The sequence below is a fragment of the Bacillus sp. AFS001701 genome (assembly GCF_002559405.1).
Taxonomy (GTDB): domain Bacteria; phylum Bacillota; class Bacilli; order Bacillales; family Bacillaceae_G; genus Gottfriedia.
The window spans coordinates 1-22,184 of sequence record NZ_NTZO01000242.1 but is presented as its reverse complement, the minus strand read 5'-3'; the positions used below and the strand labels follow the sequence as shown (position 1 = coordinate 22,184).

Sequence of the window (22,184 nt, the reverse complement as noted above, 5' to 3'; positions counted from 1 at the left end):
ATAAAATTTATATGTAATAAAAGTGTAAATTATGTATGAAATTTTATGATAAATCAAAAAATTACAAATTAAGACAAGGGGTTTTGTAAATATTGTGTATAATTATACGTAAATATTCGTTCGACAAATTCGACATTTTTACGACAAACGCAATAATGACAACGGTTTCATGAATGGTTATTCATTTTACGTAAAATTTTTTTGAATTTTTTTTGCATAAAAACAAGGTGAATATATATATTTGTAGAATATTAAGAGATAGAAGAATTTAAGAGATTGTAATGAGGTGAGGATGTTGCTTTTGACACGGCCAACTGAGTTTGATGTGCATTTATTCCATGAGGGAAGTTTATTCTATAGCCATGAATGCTTTGGGGCACATGTTGTAAAAAAAGGGAATAAAGTTGGAACTACTTTTACAGTGTGGGCTCCACATGCGAAAGGTGTCTCAGTTGTTGGGGACTTTAATAATTGGAATGGTTCTGAACATAAAATGGAAAAGTTGAACGATCAAGGGATTTGGACGATATATATCCCCGAAATTGGTCATGGGACGATATACAAGTATGAAATTTCAACCAAGCGTGGTGAAGATTTATTAAAAAGTGATCCTTTTGCTTTCTATAGTGAACTAAGACCAAGCACAGCTTCGATCGTTTATGATCTTTCGGGCTATAAATGGAAAGATGCAAAATATCGTAAGCAGAAATTTAAAAAATCTGTATATGAAGAACCTGTTTTAATTTATGAAGTACATTTAGGTTCTTGGAAAAAGAAGGAAAACGGTGATTTCTATACTTATGCTGAATTAGCGACAGAACTAATTCCGTATGTAAAAGATCATGGTTTTACACATATTGAAATCTTACCATTAGTTGAACATCCATATGATCGTTCTTGGGGATATCAAGGAGTAGGATACTTTTCTTCTACTAGTCGATATGGAAATCCTCATGAGCTAATGAGCTTTATTGACGAATGCCACCAGAACGGATTAGGAGTCATTATGGACTGGGTGCCTGGTCATTTTTGTAAGGATTCTCATGGATTATACATGTTTGATGGTGAACCGACATATGAATATGAAGGTTATGATGCTAGAGAAAATGAAGTATGGGGAACAGCAAATTTTGATTTATCAAAACCAGAAGTAAAATCATTTCTTATTTCAAACGCCTTATATTGGATGGAATATTTTCATATTGATGGTTTCCGAGTAGACGCTGTTGCAAATATTTTATATTGGAAAAATAGAAATGAAGAGAACCCTTTTGCAACTCACTTTTTAAGAAAATTAAATGAAGCGGTATTTGAACACGATCCACAAGTATTAATGATTGCTGAAGATTCTACTGATTGGCCGTTAGTTACTGCACCTACATACGAAGGTGGATTAGGTTTTAATTTTAAGTGGAATATGGGTTGGATGAATGATGTTTTGACTTATATGGAGACTCACCCAACGGAAAGAAAGCATCATCATAATAAGATGACTTTCTCGTTTTTATATGCCTTCTCAGAAAATTTTGTTTTACCTTTTTCACATGATGAAGTAGTACATGGTAAGAAATCTTTGTTAAATAAAATGCCAGGTACATATGAGGAAAAGTTTGCTCAATTAAGGGTACTATTTGGTTATTATTTATCACATCCAGGTAAGAAGCTCCTATTTATGGGAAGTGAATTTGGGCAATTTGATGAGTGGAAGGATTTAGAGCAAGTTGATTGGATGATTAAAGATTATGAATATCATTCCAAGATGAACAAATATTTCAAAGAATTAATATCGATTTATAAAAAAAATAAATCACTCTATGAAGTTGATAATCATTGGGATGGATTTTCATGGATTGACGCAAATAATGCCGATCAAAGTGTATTTTCATTTATCCGTAAAGGAAAAAACAAAGAGGATTATGTCATCGTAATCTGTAATTTTAGAGAAATTTCTTATGAAACATATCGAATTGGAGTACCTGCAAAGCATCGATATAAAGAATTGCTTTCAAGTGACTATATTCAATTTGGTGGCGATAGTAAAATCAATCGTTCTGCCATTGAATCAGAAGAAATACCATTCCATGGTTTACCATACAGTATTGAAATAGCATTACCTGCCTTTAGTTTTACAATCATTCGTCCAGTTAAAATGCGAAAGGGGATTAGCAGCAATGGTTCAGAAAAAATGCGTAGCAATGTTACTAGCAGGGGGAAAAGGGAGTAGATTAAGTTCGTTAACAAAAGAACTAGCAAAACCAGCCGTAGCTTTCGGGGGTAAATATCGAATAATCGATTTTACTTTAAGTAATTGCACAAATTCAGGTATTGATACTGTTGGGGTGCTAACTCAATATCAGCCACTAGTACTAAACTCATATATTGGTATAGGAAGTGCATGGGATTTAGATCGCTTAAATGGTGGGGTAACTGTTTTACCACCATATTCAGAAGCATCTGGCGTTAAATGGTATACAGGTACTGCAAGTGCAATTTATCAAAACTTAAATTATATAAAGCAATATCAGCCTGAATATGTTTTGATTCTTTCAGGTGATCATATTTATAAGATGGACTATAGTAAAATGCTAGACTATCACATTGAAAAAGAGGCAGATGTATCGATTTCAGTTATTGAAGTTCCGATTGATGAAGCTAGCCGTTTCGGAATTATGAATACAAATGATGAAATGGATATTATAGAATTTGAAGAAAAACCTCAATATCCGAAGAGTAATTTAGCATCAATGGGAATTTATATTTTTAAATGGAATGTTTTAAAAGAGTTTTTAGAGATGGATGATCGTAATCCAGAATCAAGTAATGACTTTGGTAAAGACGTTATTCCGCTTTTATTAGAAGAAAAGAAAAAAGTAGTTGCTTATCCTTTCAAAGGTTATTGGAAAGACGTTGGTACAGTAAAAAGCTTATGGGAAGCAAATATGGATTTGTTAAATGAAGATAGTGAACTAAATATATATGACCGTGATTGGCGCATATATTCAGTTAATCCAAATCAACCGCCACAATATATTTCACCTACAGCAATCGTTGAAGACTCTCTAATTAATGAGGGATGTGTTGTTGAAGGATTTATATCACATTCTGTATTATTCCAAGGTGTAACAATCGGAGAAGGCAGTATGATAAAAGATTCTGTCGTTATGCCAGGTTGTGTTATTGGAAAAGATGTTCGAATTGAAAGTGCAGTAGTAGCTCCTGGAATGGTGATTCCTGATGGAAGCCTTTTAGGTCCTGAGAAAGATTATGAAGAGGTAATTCTAGTTACAAGCGAAGAATAAGAGGTGGCTCATTCCTCAAATAGAAAAATAGATTGAGAGGGTTATTTGATGAAACATACTATGCTAGGAATAATTGAGGCGTCAACACATTTTGAATCTTTAAAGCCGTTAACACAGCATCGACCATTAGCAACACTTCCTTATGCAGGTCGATACCGTTTAATCGATTTTATGTTAAGTAATATGGTGAACTCTGGTATTACGAGTGTCGCTGTATTTCCTGATCAACCTTATCGATCAATTATTGATCACTTAGGCTCCGGTAAACATTGGGACTTAAATCGTAAAAAGGATGGACTATTTATTTTTACGCCAGAACCAACTGATGGAGCTTTTGGTACTTTCGATTTCATCGAAAAGCATATTCAATTTTTACAACGTTCAACTCAAAAGTATGTAGTAGTAGCAAATACTTATACGATCTGTTCTGTGGACTTTAGACCAGTTTTAAAGAGACATATCGAAACAAATGCACAAATTACTGAGTTAAAGCAGTTCGGTAAATCTTTAAACATCTATATCCTTGAAAAAGAGTTATTGTTAAAGCTTTTTGAAAACTTCCACGAAAAAGGCTATGAAACAATTATGGACGTTGTACGCGATCAAAATAATGAGGTTGAACTAAGTGCGTATGAAATACCTCAACAAGTTTCAATCATTCAAACAATTGAGGATTATTTCGAGCAAAGTATGAAATTATTAAATCCTGAGATATGGAATCAATTATTCTTAAAATCTTATCCTGTCTTTACGAAGGTTAAAGATGAGCCACCAACAAAATATTCAAAAGAAGCAATTGTAAAAAATTCAATTGTAGCTAATGGATGTGAAATTGAGGGAACGGTTGAAAATAGTATTATTTCAAGAGCTGTGAAAATTGGAAAAAATACAATTATTCGAAATTGTGTTGTTATGCAAAAATCAAACATTGGAGATAATTGTATATTAGATGGCGTTATATTAGATAAAGATGTTCGAATAGAAGATGGTGTTGAAATAAAAGGAAGCTTAAGTGAGCCAGTAGTGCTTCAAAAAGGTTCAGTCCAAGGAGCGTTGATTCAGTGGTAAATGTTTTATATATTGTTTCAGAATGTGTACCATTTGTTAAATCGGGAGGGCTTGCAGATGTTGCAGGCGCTCTCCCTAAGTATTTAAATAAACTAAATACGAATGTAAGAGTAATGCTTCCATTCTACTCGTTAATTCCCGCTAAATATAGAGAAGAAGCTAAGCTAGTAAAAGAGCTATCTATAAATCTAGGCTGGAGAAAACAGTATTGTGGTTTATTTGAATTGAAAGTAGAAGGAACAACTTATTATTTTATTGATAACGAGTACTATTTCAATCGAGATAAGTTGTATGGTCATTTTGATGATGGAGAGCGTTTTGCATTCTTTTCTCTAGCTGCAATTGAATGTATTAAAGAATTAGACTTTAAACCTGATGTTATTCATTGTCACGACTGGCATACAGCAATGATCCCATTTTTCATGAAAGAGTATGGCGCATTAAAAGATATTAATCCAAATATGAAATCGGTTTTTACAATCCATAACCTTCAATTCCAAGGCGTATTTCCAAAAGAAGTAATGGACGATATGTTAGGAATTGATGAACAATATTTTCGCGAAGACTATTTGAAATTTTACGATTGTATCAACTTTATGAAAGCTGGAATCATTTCAAGTGATTTCGTAACAACTGTTAGTCCAACATATAAAGAAGAAATTAAGCATGAATTTTTTGGAGAGCAATTAGATGGACTATTACGTGAGCAAGATCACAAACTTTTTGGGATTGTAAACGGAATTGATGAAACAATTTATAATCCAGCTACTGATCGAAAAATTCACTCTAATTTCGATGAATTTACAATCGAAAATAAGACAGAAAATAAATTGAAATTGCAGGAGTCACTTGCATTAAAAATGGATGAAAATATTCCTATTATTGCAATGGTTTCCCGATTAACAAGTCAAAAAGGCATTGATCTGATTCAACACGTATTCCCTCAAATTATGGATTATAATGTACAAGTAGTAATTTTAGGTTCTGGTGATGAAGAATTCGAGAACTTTTTTAAAGCAATGGAGCATAACTACTACGATAAAGTTAGAGCTTACATTGGATTTGATGAACGCTTTGCTCATCAGATTTATGCAGGTGCAGATTTATTCCTTATGCCTTCACTATTTGAGCCATGTGGATTAGGTCAGCTTATTGCGATGAAATACGGATGTGTTCCAATCGTAAGAGAGACTGGGGGGCTAAATGATACTGTCCAGTCATATAATGAAGAGACGAAGAGTGGAAATGGTTTTACTTTTACTAACTATAATGCTCACGATATGCTTCACACAATTGAACGTGGATTGAGTATATATGAGAATAAAAAACATTGGAAATCAGTCAGAAGGAATGCAATTAGAAGAGATTCAAGTTGGTTAAAATCTGCTAAAGAATATGCAAAATTATATATGCAGTCTTCGAAGTAAAAATCTTTTAGGGCGAGGTGATTCCATGTTTTCTAGTGTGGAGGAGTTTGAGTGGTGTTTTAAAGAAAAGCTAGAAAGTATGCATGGAAAGAGTACTGCAGATAGCACTACTCAAGAGCAATTTCAAACACTTGGAACGATGATTCGTGAACATATAAGCGGTAATTGGTTAGGCACGAGTGAACAATACCGCTTAGAGCGAAAAAAACAAGTTTATTATTTATCAATTGAATTCTTATTAGGAAAGCTTTTGAAAAGTAACTTAATTCATCTAGGGCTTAGAGAGTTATGTGAATCTGGCCTCGAGAGATTAGGAATTTCTTTAAGTGCTCTTGAGGAGTTTGAAAGCGATGCTGGTCTTGGAAATGGTGGACTTGGACGGCTAGCATCTTGTTTTCTGGATTCTCTAGCATCACAAGACTTGCCTGGTCATGGATGTGGCATCCGCTACAAACATGGCCTATTTGACCAAAAAATTGTTGATGGATATCAAGTGGAGCTACCTGAACAATGGCTGAAATACGGAAATGTTTGGGAAGTTCGAAGAGATGATGAAGCAATTGAAGTTTTATTCGGTGGAGAAGTAGAATCATTTAATAATAAAAATCGATTGGAATTCCGCCTTCATGGTGCAGAAGCAATCACAGCGGTACCATATGATTTACCGATTATCGGCTATCATACAAACACGGTAAATACATTAAGATTATGGAGTGCTGAAGCGTCTACTCATTCCTCAAATAAATCACTGATGAAATATAAGCGAGAGGCTGAAGCAGTTTCAGAATTCTTATATCCAGATGATACACATGATGAAGGAAAGATTTTACGTCTAAAACAGCAATATTTTTTAGTTTCTGCAAGTATTCAAAGAATAGTAGATTCATATAAGGAGCAGTATGGTAATATTCGTAAGCTCCATGAAGAAATTGCTATTCATGTAAATGATACTCATCCAGTTTTGGCAATTCCAGAGTTAATGAGAATTTTAATCGATGTTGAAAAGTTATCCTGGGATGAAGCGTGGGAAATTACAACTCAAACGATTTCATATACGAATCATACAACTTTATCGGAAGCACTTGAAAAATGGAGAGTTGATTTATTTAAGCCTTTATTGCCAAGAATTTATATGATTATAGAAGAAATAAATGAAAGATATTGTAAAGAGCTCTGGAACAAATACCCAGGTGATTGGGATCGAATTGAACAAATGGCTATTATTGCTCATGGAGTCGTTAAAATGGCTCATTTAGCAATAGTAGGCAGTAAGAGCGTTAATGGAGTTGCTGAAATCCACACTGAAATTTTAAAACAAAGAGAAATGAAGCTTTTTTATGAGTATGAACCATTCAAGTTTAATAATAAAACAAATGGTATTACTCATAGAAGATGGTTACTCCAATGTAATCCTGAGCTTAGTAGCTTAATAAATGATTCGATCGGAGACGGTTGGATACACGAACCAACTCAACTTGAGAATCTATTAGAATATCAAAATGACGATGCATTTTTAGAGCGATTTATGAATGTAAAGAAAAAGAGAAAAGAAGTTCTCGAAAATTATGTTCACTATACAAATGGAATTGCATTAGATACCGATTCAATTTTTGATATTCAAGTAAAGCGGATGCATGCATATAAAAGACAATTACTAAATGTTTTACATATCATGTATTTATATAATCGTTTGAAGGAAGATTCACATTTTAAAATGCATCCTAGAACTTTTATTTTTGGAGCAAAGGCATCTCCAGGCTACTACTTTGCTAAAAAGATCATTAAATTAATTCATTCAGTGGCTGATATTGTTAATAATGATCGCTATATAAGTCAATTTATTAAAGTAATTTTTATTGAAAATTACCGAGTTTCATTAGGTGAAATTATTTTTCCAGCAGCGGATGTTAGTGAACAAATTTCGACAGCAAGTAAAGAAGCTTCGGGTACTGGGAATATGAAATTTATGATGAATGGTGCTTTAACGCTTGGTACACTTGATGGGGCAAATATTGAAATTTTAAGAGAAGTTGGCGAGGAGAATATTTTTACATTCGGACTTACAGCTGACGAGGTATTAAATTATTACCAATACGGCGGATATAAAAGCAGTGATTATTACCATCATGATCTACGAATAAAAAAGGTATTAGATCAAATGCTTCACGGGTTATTTCCGTTACCAAGAGAAGAATTTGAACCAATTTTTGATTCGCTTATGTCTTATAATGATGAGTATTTCTTACTTAGAGATTTCTCTTCATATGTAAAAGCACATGAATGTATAAATCATACGTATCAAAATAAAAGAGATTGGGCTATAAAAAGTCTTAACAATGTTGCGAAGTCGGGATTTTTTACGAGTGATCGCACGATTCGTCAATACGCATCAGAAATATGGAATATTCACCAAAGAACATTACACCATTCTTAACCTCCTCTTAGATTATTAGGAGGTTTTTCATATAATGATGAAAAGCAAGAAAGGAGAGATACGTTGAAATTCCTTTCAGTTGACTATGATAAGGCCTTAGAATTATTACTTTGCATTGAACAGGCATATGCTCAGTTTGATAATGATGGTAAATTTATGATTCCTGCAAGCTATTCATTAGTAGATACAATTAAAGCATGTGTGATTAGCCAGCTAGAATGGTTTGGCTATATTATTGAAAATGATGAATCCGTAATCATTGTGTTTCGAGGAACGAAATCAGATTTGGATTGGTTAGCTGATTTAAAAATTGATCAAGACTTATTTCCTTATGTGATGAACGGTGGGAGTGTCCATTCGGGGTTTCTATCAATTTATCAATCTTGTCGAGAAATGCTTTTAGCAATTGTGAAGGGAAAGGCTCTTTCAAAAAAAATATTTATAACGGGGCATAGCTTAGGTGGTTCATTGGCCACGTTATTAGGATATGAAATAGCAATGACTGGAATTTGTAACCCGAATGTCTATTCATTTGGCTCTCCAAAAGTAGGAAATATAAAGTTTAAAGAAAACTACGATGAAAATGTAAGGCATAGTTTAAGATTTGTAAATTTATATGATATGGTCCCATTAAGCCCACCCTTTAAAGTAGAAGTGAAGCCATTAAACATTTATTTAGAATACGTTCAAGTGCAACATCCAATCACTTTTTCACTAAATAAAGGGTCTATTAAGAATAGTCACCATTTATCGACTTATATTGAAGGCGTTAAGAAGATGCAGTTAGATTATGATTATACCCCAACCTTTACTTACAAATTACGTGAGGCAGAACCGGAAGAAGAAGAGGTAATTTAATAGAACAGAAAAAAACTAGTCAAGATTTCGTTGACTAGTTTTTTGTATGTAATCAAAAAAACGCTTTTAAAGTAGTCTGAATTAATCATTACCATCCAGTAAATTTCCAAGGCCACCTAATATACTTCCTTCTTCCTTAGAAGAATTTGGTAAGTATTGACCAATTCGAGAAGCTAATCTTGCTAAAGTTAATGATTGAACCCAAATTGTTCCAGGACCTTGTAATGTAGCAAAGAATAGACCTTCTCCTCCAAAAAGGGCAGTTTTTACATTTCCAACATATTCAATTTCGTAATTAACATCACCAGTGAAGCCAACAATACATCCAGTATCGATTTTAATTTTTTCACCTGGTTGAAGAGTTTTTTGGTAAATTGAACCACCAGCATGTAAGAAAGCAAGACCATCACCTTCGAGTTTTTGCATGATGAATCCTTCGCCACCAAATAGGCCGGTACTTAATTTCTTTCTAAACTCGATCCCAACTGAAGTGCCTTTTGCCGCGGCTAAGAAAGAATCCTTTTGACAAATAATTTTATTCCCATACTCATGTAAATCTAAAGGTATGATTGTTCCAGGGTATGGTGCTGAGAAACTGACTGTTTTTAATGAGCTTGATCGGTTTGTAAAACTAGTCATAAACAAGCTCTCACCTGTAACAAGGCGCTTACCCGCTCCAACCAATTTTCCAAATAATCCACCTGATTGCTGTGAACCGTCACCAAAAATTGTTTCAAGTTCGATACCATCATCCATCATCATCATTGCTCCAGCTTCAGCAACGACTGTTTCCTTTGGATCAAGCTCTACTTGTACAAACTGCATATCATGGCCATGAATTTTATATGTAACTTCATGAGAATTTTTCATTTTTATGCCTCCTTTTAGTTTAACTATACAAATATTGTAATACTAAAATCTAGTTATTTAATAATAAAAAATTTGATAAAATATTACATAATCCTCATTTATTTTAACTATTTAATGAGAAAATATGCCATTTTTATAGGGAACTAGGTAGGTCTAAATGTATAAAAGATAAATTATAAGAATTATATAAAAAATTCTCTCAATTAAGCCTATGTGTCATTGACGCACTTTTTTAGATATGATATATTTAAGTTACTATTAACTGCATATTTATTTGAAGGTAAGAAATTAACGATACATTTGCACTACAAAATTTTTAGTAACGCTCATTTTTCTTTGTCTTGAAAAGAAGTTTTGACCACTTTCAATGTTGTAGCAATCCTTTAGCCGATTGGACAATGACGTTCTTTTTCTTTACCCCTCTTTTATGCACGCATTAATAGTGTATATATGTATTTTTAGGAGGTATTATCGATGGAATTCGGTAAAGTTAAATGGTTTAACAGCGAAAAAGGTTTTGGATTCATCCAAACTGAAAGTGGAAACGACGTATTCGTACACTTCTCTGCAATTCAAGGCGAAGGTTTCAAAACTTTAGAAGAAGGTCAAGAAGTTCAATTCGAAATCATCGAAGGAAACCGTGGACCACAAGCAGCTAACGTAAACAAAAAATAATTTTTGTTTTGTTCAAGGCATCCTATTTTAGGATGCCTTTTTTATATTAATCTAAAAATCTATCTATTTAGTACGTAGATATTGTAGTTTAAAAAGGTTGCAAATAATGACCAAATAGAATAGGGAATGAGTAAGACAAATGAAGTTTTTGAATGTTTATATGCGATAGTCGTTAAAAGAATTGCTGTAACAAAGACGAGTCCACAGTCAATTGTAGCCATAAGTAAATCTTTTTGTTTGAATTGAAAATAGCTAAACAACTGGTTAAATACATAATTAATAATAAATATAATATAAAACCATTTTGCTTTTTTAAAGGATTCTCCTAAAGAAACGATTATACATACGCTTAAAGAAATGAAAGAATACAAGAATGCCCAAATGATTCCGATTGTTTTTCCAGAAGGAGTATAGCTAGGTTTAATTAGGTGACTATACCAATCATAGTCGATCGGAAATAAAATAGAAGAAATAAAAAATAAACAGTATAAGGAGAAAAATAAAACAATTAACTTAATATTCATAAATCCTCCTCAAGTAAGTTGTCTTGATTAAGTATATGTATTTAATTTCAAAATATAAAAAAAACGACTACATTATAGTAATCGTTTTTTAATGAAATTTTAACTCATTTAGTACTTTTCAATGTCTTTCACATCAATTTCAGATAATTCTCCGTTTAAAGCTTGTTCTTCATAGTCATCAAGATCTTGTTCATATTGTTCATGTTTTCTTGAAGGGTAGACAGTTCGATTTTTTCCATAAATATCAGTTCCGATAAAGTTTTCAAATTCCTCAACATAACCAACATTTTCATAGCTCTCAGTATATGCGCTTCCATACTCCTCTATATTATTAAATTCAAAATCTGACGGAGTTTGAGAATTTCCATATCTTTCAACATCTTGTAAAGCGTCCTCAGCGTCATACATCATTGAACGGTCTTTAGGATCTCTACTAAATGGTGGGTTTAATACTTCTTCCTCAACAGGGCGATCGTATCTAATACTAGAACTTGAAATATGCTGATCATGAGTATGTTCGATCATCGCTTTTGCTGTAGGAAGGGCTTGTAACCGTTCAAAAGGTATTTCTTCTCCACTTACTTCACATATGCCATATGTTCCATTTTCAATTTTTTGTAACGCTGTATTAACGTCATCTAGTTCGTTTCTTAAATGCTCATGAAGAGATATGTCCTTTTCACGCTCAAATAATTCAGTACCTAAATCACCTGGGTGGTTGTCTGCAAGTGAAAGCTCATCAACAGAATCTCTAAGTGAGTATGGTGTAAATGCTGGATCATTTAGTCTTTCTTCTATATGTTTTTTTTGTTTCAGTAGTTCGTTTTTAAATGTTTGGATTTGTGATTGTGAAAGCATCATGCTCCCCCTTTTCAATAAATGAATATGACTATCCATATTTTGTTCAAAAAGGAGGAAAACATGAATTAAGTTTTTTGAGGAATTGTTCTGCCTTAATTAGGAAAAAATATTTCCAATTATTAAGCCTATAACAAGAAGGAATCCCATTATAGTATTTGTTTTTGCTGTTGCTGCCATGGCTGGCATCATTTCCATTGGTTGGGTCTTACCTATAAATCCTTTTGTTGCTTTTATAGCAACAGGAATACTTATTAATGAAATAAGTGCAAAAGGTGTAATTAAATTCATGATAACAAATAAAATAACGAAAGCATATGCAACTGCAAATAATGAACCAATAAAGATAATTGCATTCTTTTTACCTAATAAGATAACAAGTGTTTTACGTCCATTTTCTTTGTCATTATCTAGGTCACGAATATTATTTGCTGTTAAGATTGCTCCAATTGTAATTGAAGTAGGGATCGAAAGTAAGATCACATTTGATGGTAAATTTCCAGCTTGAATATAGTAAGTAATACCAATAATTACAACTCCCATAAAAAAGCCCGCTACTAACTCACCAAATGGAGTGTATGCGATTGGAAGTGGTCCTCCAGTATAAAAATAAGCTGCTGCCATACAAATAAGTCCAATAACTGCGATCCACCAGCTACTTTGAATACAAATATAAATGCCTAATAGAAGTGCGATACCAAAAAAGGTAAAAGCAAGATTTAAAACAGTTGAAGGTTTAATACCATCTCTTACGATTGCTCCACCGATACCGACAGAACCTTCATGATCTAGCCCTCTTTTATAATCATAATATTCATTAATCATATTTGCAGCGGCTTGGATTAGTAAACTTGCAATAAGCATTGAAAGAAATAAAAGTAAATGAAATGAGTGAGCTATGTGCGCTAACATTGTTCCAATCGCAACAGGAATGAACGCTGCGGTTAATGTATGTGGTCTTAATAAATTCCACCATGTTCTAAAACCTGTTGAGGAAGTTGGAGATTGAACAGTTGGTTGCATTTTAACATCCTCCTTTTTAATATTATTTGAAAATGTAGGTCATTTTACTTTAAAAAAGTATGGACGAACTTCATAAAATTGACAGTCTACATTCATCGTTGTATCTTTAGTTATATCATGTATTTAACGTATATTTAAGCTAGGGGGAACTATTATGCTTAGAACAGGTCAACTGGAATCGATTGCCTTCTTTGAGCATTCTCTTCAAAAGGCAAAAGCTTGTTCAAAACGCTTCATTTGTAAAGTGGAAAAAATAATGAATATCCATCCCCTAAGTGTTTACCATTTTTATCATGAATTGGGTTTTACTGAACGCTTTTATTGGTCAAACCAAGAAAACTCGTTAATTCTCACAGGAATTGGTACTTTATTTCCTTTTCATCATAGTACAGAAGAACAGTATTCTGCAATAGAAAAAGAATGGAAACGCTTTGGAGAGCAAGTGTATATCGAGCAAGAAAATTGCTTTGGTACAGGACCGATAGCTCTTGGGGGTTTCTCTTTTTTTGATAACTATAAAAATGATCAAGATTGGAAGAATTTTGGTACCTCTCATTTTTATGTACCTAAATTAATGGTGACGGTTACAAACGAAGGGACATTCATCACCTCTAATTATGAAATTAATGAACAAACTACAGTAGAGGATTTATTGCTTCAATATAAAGAATATGATGACTTTTTAGAAAAGTTTGGAATGAAGCAACCAAGCTTTACACAATCAGAATGTATTAACAAAGATGAATTTGAACCTAATGAATGGATTCAAAGCGTAAAAGAAGCAATTCATCAAATGAAAAACGAAGAATTAGAAAAAGTGGTTTTAAATCGAACTTTAAATGCAAGATTTTCTGCAGAAGTAAATTCAACAAAAGTAATTTATGAATTAGAAGCAACAAGAAATGTTAACTATGTTATTTCTTATCAAATAAAAGATACTGTATTTATTAGCGCTACACCTGAGCGATTAATTTCTAAGAAAAATAATACAGTTTCTTCGATGTGTCTTGCTGGATCTGCCGCAAAAGGAATAACAAAGGAAGAAAACACAGAAGCCGCCAATTGGTTATTAAATAGTAAAAAAAATAATGGCGAACATGCTTTTGTTGTAAACTATATACGAGAAACACTACAACAATATTGTAATGAATTATCAATACCTTCAACACCAAGAATAATGGCGACTAAAAGCTTATTGCATTTATTCACGCCAGTTGAAGGGGAATTGTATAATCATGTTTCTTTATTTGAATTAATTCAAGCATTACATCCAACCCCTGCACTTGGAGGATTTCCTAAGGAAGAGGCATGTAAATTAATTCGTGAACTTGAACCTGTGGACCGGGGATGGTATGGTGCACCGATAGGGTGGATTGATTTAAACGGAAATGGTGATTTTGCTGTAGGCATACGTAGTGCCTTAATTAAAGAAGATAAAGCAAAATTATATGCCGGTTGTGGTGTTGTACAAGATTCAAAACCAGAGGAAGAATTTTTTGAAACTGGTATAAAGTTTCTGCCAATGCTAAATGCATTAGGAGGGTTACGAAATGAAAGATAATGAAGCACTAACAAAATATATTGGCGCTCTTGTAGATGAAATAAGTGCATTAAATATTAAAAACGTTGTAATAAGTCCTGGATCACGCTCTACACCAATATCAATGTTAGTAAATGAACATCCAAAATTAAAGTCATATATTGCCGTAGATGAAAGAGGGGCAGCATTTTTTGCTTTAGGAATCGCTAAAAGTACGAAACAGCCTACAGTTTTAATCTGTACTTCTGGAACAGCGGCTGCTAATTATATGCCAGCCATTTCTGAAGCAAAGGAATCTAGAATTCCATTAATCGTACTGACAGCCGATCGACCACATGAGCTAAGAGATATAGGTGCACCACAAGCTATGAATCAAATTGGTTTATACGGTTCATTTGTAAAAAAATTCATTGAGCTAGCCTTACCAGAGGCTTCGGAAGCTATGTACGAATACGCGCGTTCAAGCGTTAATCGACTGTACCGTTCTTGTGTGACTGCTCCAATGGGGCCCGTACATATGAATGTGCCACTTCGAGAACCATTAGTTCCAAACTTTGCGATAGGTGATTTTTTTTCAGCAGGAAAGCGTAAAAATTCTGCTCACACAATACTTACTGAAACTCTTGCAACAATTTCAAGTGAAACAAGTAATGAATTCAAGAAGCTTTTTCAATCAAAAAGAAAAGGCTTATTAGTTTGTGGTCCTTATGTTGAAAAAGGAGCTTTAAAGAAGATTAAATCTTTAGGGAATTTATTAGACTATCCAGTTCTATGTGATCCTCTTTCAAATGGAAGAACGATTAATGGGAATGAAGACTCGAATGTAATCGATACATATGATACATTTCTTCGTTTTGAAGACATTGTTGATTCGCTTGATTCTGAAGTTATCGTACGATTCGGGGCAATGCCTGTATCTAAAACGTTTAGCCAGTATATACAAAAACAAAAAGATTGCGACCTAATTGTTATTGATGAAGGTGACTTATGGAGGGATCCGACATTAAAAGCAACTCAAATGATTTCTTGTGATGATATCCAGTTTTGTAATGCAATTTTGGAGTCATACGAGAAAACAAGTAGTCAAGAAATAGATTGGTTGAATAAATGGAAAACAATTAATGAAAAAACAAAAAATGGACTACAACAAGCAGAACAGTTTGATGAATTTTTTGAAGGGAAAATCGTTCAAGTTTTAGCAAAAAATTTACTTGAAGAAAGTACATTGTTTGTTTCAAACAGTATGCCTATCCGTGATGTGGATACGTTTTTACATAATCAATCTAAAAAGTTAAAAATTGCTTGTAATCGAGGGGTAAATGGAATAGATGGGACAATTGCAACCGCATTAGGGATGGCAGCGACTGGGGAAAGTGTCACATTATTAATTGGAGATTTATCTTTCTATCATGATTTAAATAGTCTAGTCCTTTCTAAACTACACAATTTACCTTTAAGAGTGATCCTAGTTAATAATGATGGGGGTGGAATCTTCTCATTTTTACCTCAATCTAAAGAAGAAAAACATTTCGAAGATTTATTCGGAACTCCTTTAGGATTGGAATTCGAGCATGCAACAGGCCTTTTCGGTGGAGTTCATACAAAAATTCATAATTGGTTTGATCTTGAAGATGAATTAGCTAAAAAGAATAGCGGATTACATGTTATTGAAATTCAGACAAATCGTAAAGAAAATTATGATCTACATCAAAAAGTTTGGAGCATTGTAAAAGCAGAATACGAGAAATGAAATTAGGTGTTCTTGTTCATGGAAATTAAATTAAATGAGGTCACATATTCATACATTGAATCTGGCCAAGGGCAAACTATATTATTATTGCATGGTTTCACAGGTTCAAAGGAGACATGGGGAAGTTTAATAAGTAAACTAGAACGAAATTATCATGTAATAGCAATTGATTTATTAGGACATGGAAAGACAGATTGTCCACATAATGATGAGCGGTACAGAATGGAATTTGCTGCTAAAGATTTACATGATTTTATCGAACAAAAGCAAATTGATTCTGTGCATCTTTTAGGTTATTCAATGGGAGGTAGACTAGCCCTCTATCTCGCTTTAGCCTATCCAACAAAAATTAAATCGCTTATTTTAGAAAGCTGCACGGCCGGTCTTAAAACTGAAAATGAAAGATTAGCTCGGATCGAACAAGACAATCATTTATCTTCAATGATCCTAAATGAAGGTATTGAAGTATTTGTTAATTATTGGGAAAACATTCCGTTATTTGCAACTCAAAAGAATTTGACATCAGAGTCACAACAAGAGATTAAACAAGGGAGATTAAATCAGTCACCAATTGGCTTAAGTAATAGTCTAAAAGGGATGGGAACGGGGATTCAACCATCTCTATGGAGTGACTTGAAGCAATTTAAAAAACCTACATTATTAGTTTGTGGAGAATATGATGAAAAGTTTTGCTTAATAATGGGGAAAATGAACGAGAAGCTAGAAAATAGCCAAATTATTAAAATTCCACATGCAGGCCATGCAATTCATGTGGAACATTCGGAAAAATTTGCTACAATAGTAATTGGGTTTTTATTGAAAAGCGAAAAGGAGGAAATTTCATGACTATTGAATGGGTACAAGAAAGAAAGTATGAAGAAATTTTATATTCTACATATAATGGAATTGCTAAAATTTCAATCAATCGTCCGCACGTACATAACGCATTTACACCATTAACTGTATCAGAGTTGATTGATGCTTTTGCTTATGCAAGAGACGACGAAAAAATTGGTGTTATTATTTTAACAGGTGAAGGTGGAAGAGCATTCTGTTCTGGAGGTGACCAAAGTGTTCGCGGACACGGTGGTTATGTTGGACAAGACCGCATTCCTCGCCTAAATGTATTAGATTTACAACGCTTAATTCGCGTTATTCCAAAACCTGTAATTGCAATGGTAGCTGGTTATGCAATTGGTGGAGGTCATGTTCTTCATGTGGTTTGTGACTTAACAATCGCTGCAGATAATGCTAAATTTGGACAAACTGGTCCAAAAGTAGGTAGCTTTGACGCTGGTTATGGCTCAGGCTATTTAGCTCGTATTGTAGGCCACAAAAAAGCTCGTGAAATTTGGTACTTATGCCGTCAATATGATGCACAAGAAGCATCGGATATGGGCTTAGTTAATAAAGTAGTACCTCTAGAAGAATTAGAAACTGAAACAGTTAAATGGGCTGAAGAAATGCTTGAAAAGAGTCCAACTGCACTACGTTTCTTAAAAGCAGCAATGAATGCAGATACAGACGGTTTAGCTGGTATTCAACAGCTAGCTGGAGATGCAACGCTTCTTTACTACACAACTGATGAAGCAAAAGAAGGTCGCGATGCATTTAAAGAAAAACGTACACCTGATTTCGATAAATTCCCACGTTTTCCTTGATTTGAAAGAAGATAAAAGCTTGATGAGAAATCATCAGGCTTTTTTTGCACATTAAGGAAGGTATAAATTGGCAGCAGAGAAGAAAGCTCGACGTAGATGCCCAATTTGGGAAGTAAGTATAAATGCAACTACGCCTCTATCTTCGCCAATCGAAGAGTTTTCTTTAAATGAACTTTTGTAAATTTTGATATTAGTCAGGAAGTGTTTTTGATGAATCAAATTCCGAATTTTTTGCTTGAGAGAGTCAGATTAACTCCTAATCGAATAGCAATTGCAACAGATGGGGAAGAAATTACGTTTAAGGATTTACATGATCGAGTTATAAATCTTGCCTATAAATTTCACCATTTTGGCATAAAAGACGGATCTCGCGTTTCGGTTTTAATGAATAATTCTGTTGAATTTATAGAAGTTGTTTATGCACTTCATTATATTGGAGCAACATCAATTTTACTGAATATAAGATTAAGTGATGACGAAATAGTATATCAATTAGAAAATAGTGATTCTGAATTTTTAATCGTAGCGAAATTAAATACGGTGAAGATTCCTGAAAATATAAAACTGTTAAATATAATTGAAATAGAGAACAGTGAATCAAAGGAATTTCCAATCAAGCCTAATTTTGATGGCGATAAAATTGCAACTATGATGTACACATCTGGTACAACAGGTTTCCCAAAAGCAGTTTTACAAACTTATTTTAATCATTGGAGCAGTGCAGTTGCTTCAGTATTAAATTTAGGATTAGATCATAAAGATGTATGGCTAGTCTGTTTGCCAATGTTCCATGTGGGTGGTTTATCTACTGTATATAAAAGTGCGATTTATGGCATGAAAATTGTGTTAACGAATAAAGCTGATGCAAATACCATTAAGGACTGTGTCATAAAGCATAATGTAACAATTCTATCTGTTGTAACAAAAGTATTAAATGACCTCTTAACAATTGTTGAGGGTACAAATGATTTAAACAGCGTAAGGGCGGCTTTACTTGGTGGAGGACCTGCTCCGTTACCTCTTTTACAGAAGGCAAGAGCATTAAATGTTCCAGTCTATCAAACATACGGAATGACTGAAACTTGTTCACAAATTGCAACGCTTTCTCCTGAATATATGCTTTCTAAAATTGGTTCGGCAGGTAAAGCTTTATTTGGATGTACGCTAGAAATAAGAGACGATCAACGAACTTGTTTACCAAAAGAAGTAGGAGAAATTGTAGTCAAGGGGCCGAACGTGAGTAAAGGTTATTATAAACTTACCAAGTTAACTGATTCATCTGAGTTTCTTTATACAGGAGATATGGGTTATGTAGATGAGGATGGTTTTTTATTTGTAGTTGACCGTAGAAGTGACCTAATTATTTCCGGTGGAGAGAATATATATCCAGCAGAGATTGAATCAGTATTATTATCGCATCCAGATATCATTGAAGCTGGTGTAACAGGCAAAGAAGACCCAAATTGGGGAAAAGTACCTGTTGGATTTGTTGTTAGTAAATCCTCTAATCCTCCGTCTCAAGAAGAACTAATCGAGTATTGTCGAGATAAAATCGCAGGGTATAAAATTCCAAAGGAAATATATTTTGTAGACAACTTACCAAGAAATGCAACAAATAAGCTAGTTAGAAGAGAGCTACTTAAGCTTCTATAAGGGGAATAAACATGTTGATAAGGCAAATTGAATTATTTTTAATTGAACAGCCTCTAAATGTACCTTTTAAAACCAGCTATGGGACATATGAAAAACGTGAAAGTATTATTGTTAAAATTTTAGATGCTAACGGAATATGCGGTTATGGAGAAGTTGTTGCTTTTTCAGAGCCTTGGTATACAGAGGAAACGATTCAAACAGCACTTCATACTTTACAGGATTTCTTTATACCAATCCTATTAAAAAAGCAGTTTAATCATCCAAGTGAATTAGCTACACATTTCAATCAATTTAAAGGCAATCAAATGGCTAAATCTGGGCTTGAAGGTGCATATTGGGATTTGTATAGTAAACTAAATTCAATCACTTTAGCACAAGCTTTAGGGGGCAATAAGGCAGAGATACCAGTAGGGGTTGTAATTAGTATAGACAAGCCAATAAAAATGTTGAAACAAATTAGTGCATATATAAAAGAAGGCTATGAACGATTTAAAATTAAAGTTTCAAAGGAAAATGATTATGAAATTGTCTCAACTATACGAAATAGCTATCCAGCGATCCCTCTAATGATTGATGCCAATTCGGATTATTCGATTGAAGACATTCCGAAACTAAAAAAATTAGATGAATTTAATCTGTTAATGATTGAACAGCCATTTGGCGAACGCCAATTCATCGAGCACGCTATTCTTCAAAAGGAAATTTCTACTCCAGTCTGCTTAGATGAAAGTATATGTTCCTTAGAGGATGTTCAAATTGCGGATGAATTAAACGCATGCAAAATCATTACCGTAAAGCCTGGGAGAGTAGGAGGATTATCTAAATCAATTGAAATTCATGATTATTGTGTTGAAAAGAATATTCCAATTTGGGTTGGAGGCATGATTGAAACAGGGATTTCTAGAATTCAAAACGTTGCATTAGCATCTCTTCCCGGATTTACAATACCAGGAGATATTTCGGCTTCATCTAGACATTGGGAGCAAGATCTCATTTTTCCAGAGGTAGCCTTAATAAATGGAAAAGTTAAAGTACCAGTTGGCCCTGGTTTAGGGGTAGAAGTGGATGAAGAGAGAGTCCATAGCATTTCTAAAAAGATTTATAAATATACTTCTCAATAGAAATAACCAAATAAAAAAATACGATCAAATTATACTTGTTTTTCGTTTCAAGTTTCTTTGACCGTATCTTTTTTTGTTTCTTTATTTATTTTATCAGGTACAGGATCATATCCACCTGGATGTAGTGGGTGACACTTAAGTATTCTTTTAGTCGTTAAATAAGTTCCTTTAAGCGCACCATGGGTTTGTATTGCCTCTAGTCCATAACTAGAGCAAGTAGGATAGAATCTACATGATGGTGGCGTTGCAGGTGAAATCCATTTTTGATAAAATCTAATGATTCCAATTAAAATTTTATTCATATACAAACCTTTCGTCTGCTAGAATTATTTCTCATCATGGTTATTTTTCATTTTTACGTCTTCTAGCTTATCGACTTTATGTTGTACACCATAGCCTTTATTTACAGTAAGAACGAAAGCACCGAATACAACAACGATAATTATTCCACTAACAATAAATACTCCAGTCATACTAAATCCTCCTAAATAGTGATACTACTATGATATAGTATACTGTCCAATATGCAAGGCAATCAAATATTTTCATAAAGATTCAGGAATATTATTTCAATAATGATGAAACATTTTAATAGAAATAGTACAATGGAAAAACAAGTATGAATGTAGGAAGGTTAAAATGTACATATTTAAAGATTTTTACCATAATACAGTTGAATTATCATTTGAGAAACATCCATTTTCACCCGATCCAAAACATGTTTGGGTTATTTGTAAATACAATGACCAATGGTTACTCACAGACCATCAAAGAAGAGGATACGAATTCCCAGGCGGAAAAGTCGAGGAAGGCGAATCACCTGAAGAAGCAGCTAAACGTGAAGTTTTAGAAGAAACAGGTGGAAATGTATCTAAAATTAATTATTTAGGGCAATACCGTGTTACAGGTAAGGATAAAATCATCATAAAAAATATTTATTTTGCCGAAATAGGAGAACTTTTAACACAAAAGCACTATTTTGAAACAAACGGCCCTGTATTGTTAGACGAATTTCCACCAAACATAAAAAAAGATCGCCGATTTAGTTTTATCATGCGTGATGAAGTATTTTCACAAAGTTTAAGTTACTTGAATACTAAGAAAAGCTCACTTTTATAAGGTGAGCTTTTTTAGTACTTCATGAGGAAGTAAAACAGCAAGAAGAAGAGAAAAGGTTCCTCATAAGGGGTTCATGAGGAAGTAAAACAGTATGAAGAAGGGAAAAGATTACTCAAGAGGGGTTCATGAGGAAGTAAAACAGTATGAAGAAGGGAAAAGGTTCCTCATGAAGTGGTCATGAGGAAGTAAAACAGCGAAAAAAAGAAAAATAGTTCCTCATGAGATGGTCATGAGGAAGTAAAACAGCGAAAAAAAGAAAAATAGCTCCTCATGGGAGGTTCATAAGGAAGTAAAACAGCCAAAA

General features: G+C 33.6%; 20 protein-coding genes. 14 read left to right on the top strand and 6 right to left on the bottom strand.

Features of this window, described 5'->3' with window-relative positions; all coding sequences use genetic code 11:
• Nucleotides 1-295 precede the first annotated feature (295 nt).
• From glgB to CN514_RS16275, 6 genes are all read left to right on the top strand, one after another.
• Nucleotides 296-2,224, top strand: a complete 1,929-nt coding sequence (glgB, locus tag CN514_RS16300) for a 1,4-alpha-glucan branching protein GlgB (RefSeq protein WP_098233492.1) — start codon at nt 296-298, stop codon at nt 2,222-2,224.
• Nucleotides 2,172-3,299 (top strand): glucose-1-phosphate adenylyltransferase, encoded by a 1,128-nt coding sequence (locus CN514_RS16295; protein ID WP_098233491.1) that lies wholly within the window; start codon nt 2,172-2,174, stop codon nt 3,297-3,299. The genes glgB and CN514_RS16295 overlap by 53 nt, the downstream gene beginning before the upstream one ends.
• Nucleotides 3,300-3,347: 48 nt before the next feature.
• Nucleotides 3,348-4,367, top strand: coding sequence for a GlgC family sugar phosphate nucleotidyltransferase (locus tag CN514_RS16290; RefSeq protein WP_097979327.1), 1,020 nt, complete (start codon nt 3,348-3,350; stop codon nt 4,365-4,367).
• Complete coding sequence (glgA, locus tag CN514_RS16285) at nt 4,361-5,794, top strand: glycogen synthase GlgA (RefSeq protein ID WP_098233490.1); 1,434 nt, start codon at nt 4,361-4,363, stop codon at nt 5,792-5,794. The genes CN514_RS16290 and glgA overlap by 7 nt, the downstream gene beginning before the upstream one ends.
• A 25-nt stretch (nt 5,795-5,819) precedes the next feature.
• Complete coding sequence (locus CN514_RS16280; RefSeq protein WP_098233489.1) at nt 5,820-8,228, top strand: glycogen/starch/alpha-glucan phosphorylase; 2,409 nt, start codon at nt 5,820-5,822, stop codon at nt 8,226-8,228.
• Between the two features lie 63 nt (nt 8,229-8,291).
• Complete coding sequence (locus CN514_RS16275) at nt 8,292-9,086, top strand: lipase family protein (protein WP_098233488.1); 795 nt, start codon at nt 8,292-8,294, stop codon at nt 9,084-9,086.
• Nucleotides 9,087-9,167: 81 nt separating this feature from the next.
• Here CN514_RS16275 and CN514_RS16270 read toward each other — a convergent pair whose 3' ends face one another.
• Nucleotides 9,168-9,956, bottom strand: coding sequence for a TIGR00266 family protein (locus CN514_RS16270; RefSeq protein ID WP_069034766.1), 789 nt, complete (start codon nt 9,954-9,956; stop codon nt 9,168-9,170).
• A gap of 474 nt (nt 9,957-10,430) precedes the next feature.
• Here CN514_RS16270 and CN514_RS16265 point away from each other — a divergent pair, with 474 nt between their 5' ends.
• Nucleotides 10,431-10,631, top strand: a complete 201-nt coding sequence (locus CN514_RS16265) for a cold-shock protein (protein ID WP_056473269.1) — start codon at nt 10,431-10,433, stop codon at nt 10,629-10,631.
• 59 nt (nt 10,632-10,690) lie between these two features.
• Here CN514_RS16265 and CN514_RS16260 read toward each other — a convergent pair whose 3' ends face one another.
• The 3 genes from CN514_RS16260 to CN514_RS16250 all read right to left on the bottom strand — a co-directional run bounded on the left by CN514_RS16260 (nt 10,691) and on the right by CN514_RS16250 (nt 13,036).
• The gene (locus tag CN514_RS16260; protein WP_098233487.1) at nt 10,691-11,155 is read right to left on the bottom strand and encodes a TspO/MBR family protein; all 465 of its coding nucleotides are present in this window, start codon (nt 11,153-11,155) and stop codon (nt 10,691-10,693) included.
• Nucleotides 11,156-11,263: 108 nt separating this feature from the next.
• Nucleotides 11,264-12,013 carry a TraR/DksA C4-type zinc finger protein gene (locus tag CN514_RS16255; RefSeq protein ID WP_098233486.1) on the bottom strand — a complete coding sequence of 250 codons (750 nt, stop codon included), beginning with the start codon at nt 12,011-12,013 and terminating at the stop codon, nt 11,264-11,266.
• Nucleotides 12,014-12,112: 99 nt separating this feature from the next.
• A complete protein-coding gene (locus CN514_RS16250) occupies nt 12,113-13,036 on the bottom strand; it encodes a 1,4-dihydroxy-2-naphthoate polyprenyltransferase (RefSeq protein WP_098233485.1) in 924 nt (307 codons plus the stop codon).
• Nucleotides 13,037-13,190: 154 nt separating this feature from the next.
• Between CN514_RS16250 and CN514_RS16245 the strand changes: the two genes are divergently transcribed.
• The 6 genes from CN514_RS16245 to menC all read left to right on the top strand — a co-directional run bounded on the left by CN514_RS16245 (nt 13,191) and on the right by menC (nt 20,761).
• The gene (locus CN514_RS16245) at nt 13,191-14,597 is read left to right on the top strand and encodes an isochorismate synthase (protein WP_098233484.1); all 1,407 of its coding nucleotides are present in this window, start codon (nt 13,191-13,193) and stop codon (nt 14,595-14,597) included.
• Entirely contained in the window at nt 14,587-16,326 is a 1,740-nt protein-coding gene (gene menD, locus CN514_RS16240; protein WP_098233483.1) for a 2-succinyl-5-enolpyruvyl-6-hydroxy-3-cyclohexene-1-carboxylic-acid synthase, read from the top strand. The genes CN514_RS16245 and menD overlap by 11 nt, the downstream gene beginning before the upstream one ends.
• An 18-nt stretch (nt 16,327-16,344) precedes the next feature.
• Nucleotides 16,345-17,172 (top strand): 2-succinyl-6-hydroxy-2,4-cyclohexadiene-1-carboxylate synthase, encoded by an 828-nt coding sequence (gene menH / locus CN514_RS16235; RefSeq protein ID WP_098233482.1) that lies wholly within the window; start codon nt 16,345-16,347, stop codon nt 17,170-17,172.
• Nucleotides 17,169-17,987 carry a 1,4-dihydroxy-2-naphthoyl-CoA synthase gene (menB, locus tag CN514_RS16230; protein WP_098233481.1) on the top strand — a complete coding sequence of 273 codons (819 nt, stop codon included), beginning with the start codon at nt 17,169-17,171 and terminating at the stop codon, nt 17,985-17,987. The genes menH and menB overlap by 4 nt, the downstream gene beginning before the upstream one ends.
• A 210-nt stretch (nt 17,988-18,197) precedes the next feature.
• Nucleotides 18,198-19,640 (top strand): o-succinylbenzoate--CoA ligase, encoded by a 1,443-nt coding sequence (locus CN514_RS16225; RefSeq protein ID WP_098233480.1) that lies wholly within the window; start codon nt 18,198-18,200, stop codon nt 19,638-19,640.
• A gap of 11 nt (nt 19,641-19,651) precedes the next feature.
• Entirely contained in the window at nt 19,652-20,761 is a 1,110-nt protein-coding gene (menC, locus tag CN514_RS16220) for an o-succinylbenzoate synthase (protein ID WP_098233479.1), read from the top strand.
• A gap of 47 nt (nt 20,762-20,808) precedes the next feature.
• On the opposite strand, the gene yidD is transcribed toward menC, so the two are convergent.
• Together yidD and ytzI are read right to left on the bottom strand one after the other, a co-directional pair.
• Nucleotides 20,809-21,063, bottom strand: a complete 255-nt coding sequence (gene yidD, locus CN514_RS16215; protein WP_098233478.1) for a membrane protein insertion efficiency factor YidD — start codon at nt 21,061-21,063, stop codon at nt 20,809-20,811.
• Nucleotides 21,064-21,087: 24 nt separating this feature from the next.
• Nucleotides 21,088-21,234 (bottom strand): YtzI protein, encoded by a 147-nt coding sequence (ytzI, locus tag CN514_RS16210; protein WP_097979312.1) that lies wholly within the window; start codon nt 21,232-21,234, stop codon nt 21,088-21,090.
• A 166-nt stretch (nt 21,235-21,400) separates the two neighbouring features.
• Between ytzI and ytkD the strand changes: the two genes are divergently transcribed.
• The gene (ytkD, locus tag CN514_RS16205) at nt 21,401-21,880 is read left to right on the top strand and encodes an RNA deprotection pyrophosphohydrolase (protein WP_098233477.1); all 480 of its coding nucleotides are present in this window, start codon (nt 21,401-21,403) and stop codon (nt 21,878-21,880) included.
• Nucleotides 21,881-22,184 lie beyond the last annotated feature (304 nt).

Excerpts from the sequence above, each read along its gene's own strand:
- CN514_RS16295 (WP_098233491.1), top strand. The coding sequence starts at position 2,172 with ATGGTTCAGAAAAAATGCGTAGCAATGTTACTAGCAGGGGGAAAAGGG.
- CN514_RS16290 (WP_097979327.1), top strand. The coding sequence starts at position 3,348 with ATGAAACATACTATGCTAGGAATAATTGAGGCGTCAACACATTTTGAA.
- CN514_RS16280 (WP_098233489.1), top strand. The coding sequence starts at position 5,820 with ATGTTTTCTAGTGTGGAGGAGTTTGAGTGGTGTTTTAAAGAAAAGCTA.
- CN514_RS16270 (WP_069034766.1), bottom strand. The coding sequence starts at position 9,956 with ATGAAAAATTCTCATGAAGTTACATATAAAATTCATGGCCATGATATG.
- CN514_RS16265 (WP_056473269.1), top strand. The coding sequence starts at position 10,431 with ATGGAATTCGGTAAAGTTAAATGGTTTAACAGCGAAAAAGGTTTTGGA.
- CN514_RS16260 (WP_098233487.1), bottom strand. The coding sequence starts at position 11,155 with ATGAATATTAAGTTAATTGTTTTATTTTTCTCCTTATACTGTTTATTT.
- CN514_RS16255 (WP_098233486.1), bottom strand. The coding sequence starts at position 12,013 with ATGCTTTCACAATCACAAATCCAAACATTTAAAAACGAACTACTGAAA.
- CN514_RS16250 (WP_098233485.1), bottom strand. The coding sequence starts at position 13,036 with ATGCAACCAACTGTTCAATCTCCAACTTCCTCAACAGGTTTTAGAACA.
- CN514_RS16245 (WP_098233484.1), top strand. The coding sequence starts at position 13,191 with ATGCTTAGAACAGGTCAACTGGAATCGATTGCCTTCTTTGAGCATTCT.
- menD (WP_098233483.1), top strand. The coding sequence starts at position 14,587 with ATGAAAGATAATGAAGCACTAACAAAATATATTGGCGCTCTTGTAGAT.
- menH (WP_098233482.1), top strand. The coding sequence starts at position 16,345 with ATGGAAATTAAATTAAATGAGGTCACATATTCATACATTGAATCTGGC.
- menB (WP_098233481.1), top strand. The coding sequence starts at position 17,169 with ATGACTATTGAATGGGTACAAGAAAGAAAGTATGAAGAAATTTTATAT.
- CN514_RS16225 (WP_098233480.1), top strand. The coding sequence starts at position 18,198 with ATGAATCAAATTCCGAATTTTTTGCTTGAGAGAGTCAGATTAACTCCT.
- menC (WP_098233479.1), top strand. The coding sequence starts at position 19,652 with ATGTTGATAAGGCAAATTGAATTATTTTTAATTGAACAGCCTCTAAAT.
- yidD (WP_098233478.1), bottom strand. The coding sequence starts at position 21,063 with ATGAATAAAATTTTAATTGGAATCATTAGATTTTATCAAAAATGGATT.
- ytzI (WP_097979312.1), bottom strand. The coding sequence starts at position 21,234 with ATGACTGGAGTATTTATTGTTAGTGGAATAATTATCGTTGTTGTATTC.
- ytkD (WP_098233477.1), top strand. The coding sequence starts at position 21,401 with ATGTACATATTTAAAGATTTTTACCATAATACAGTTGAATTATCATTT.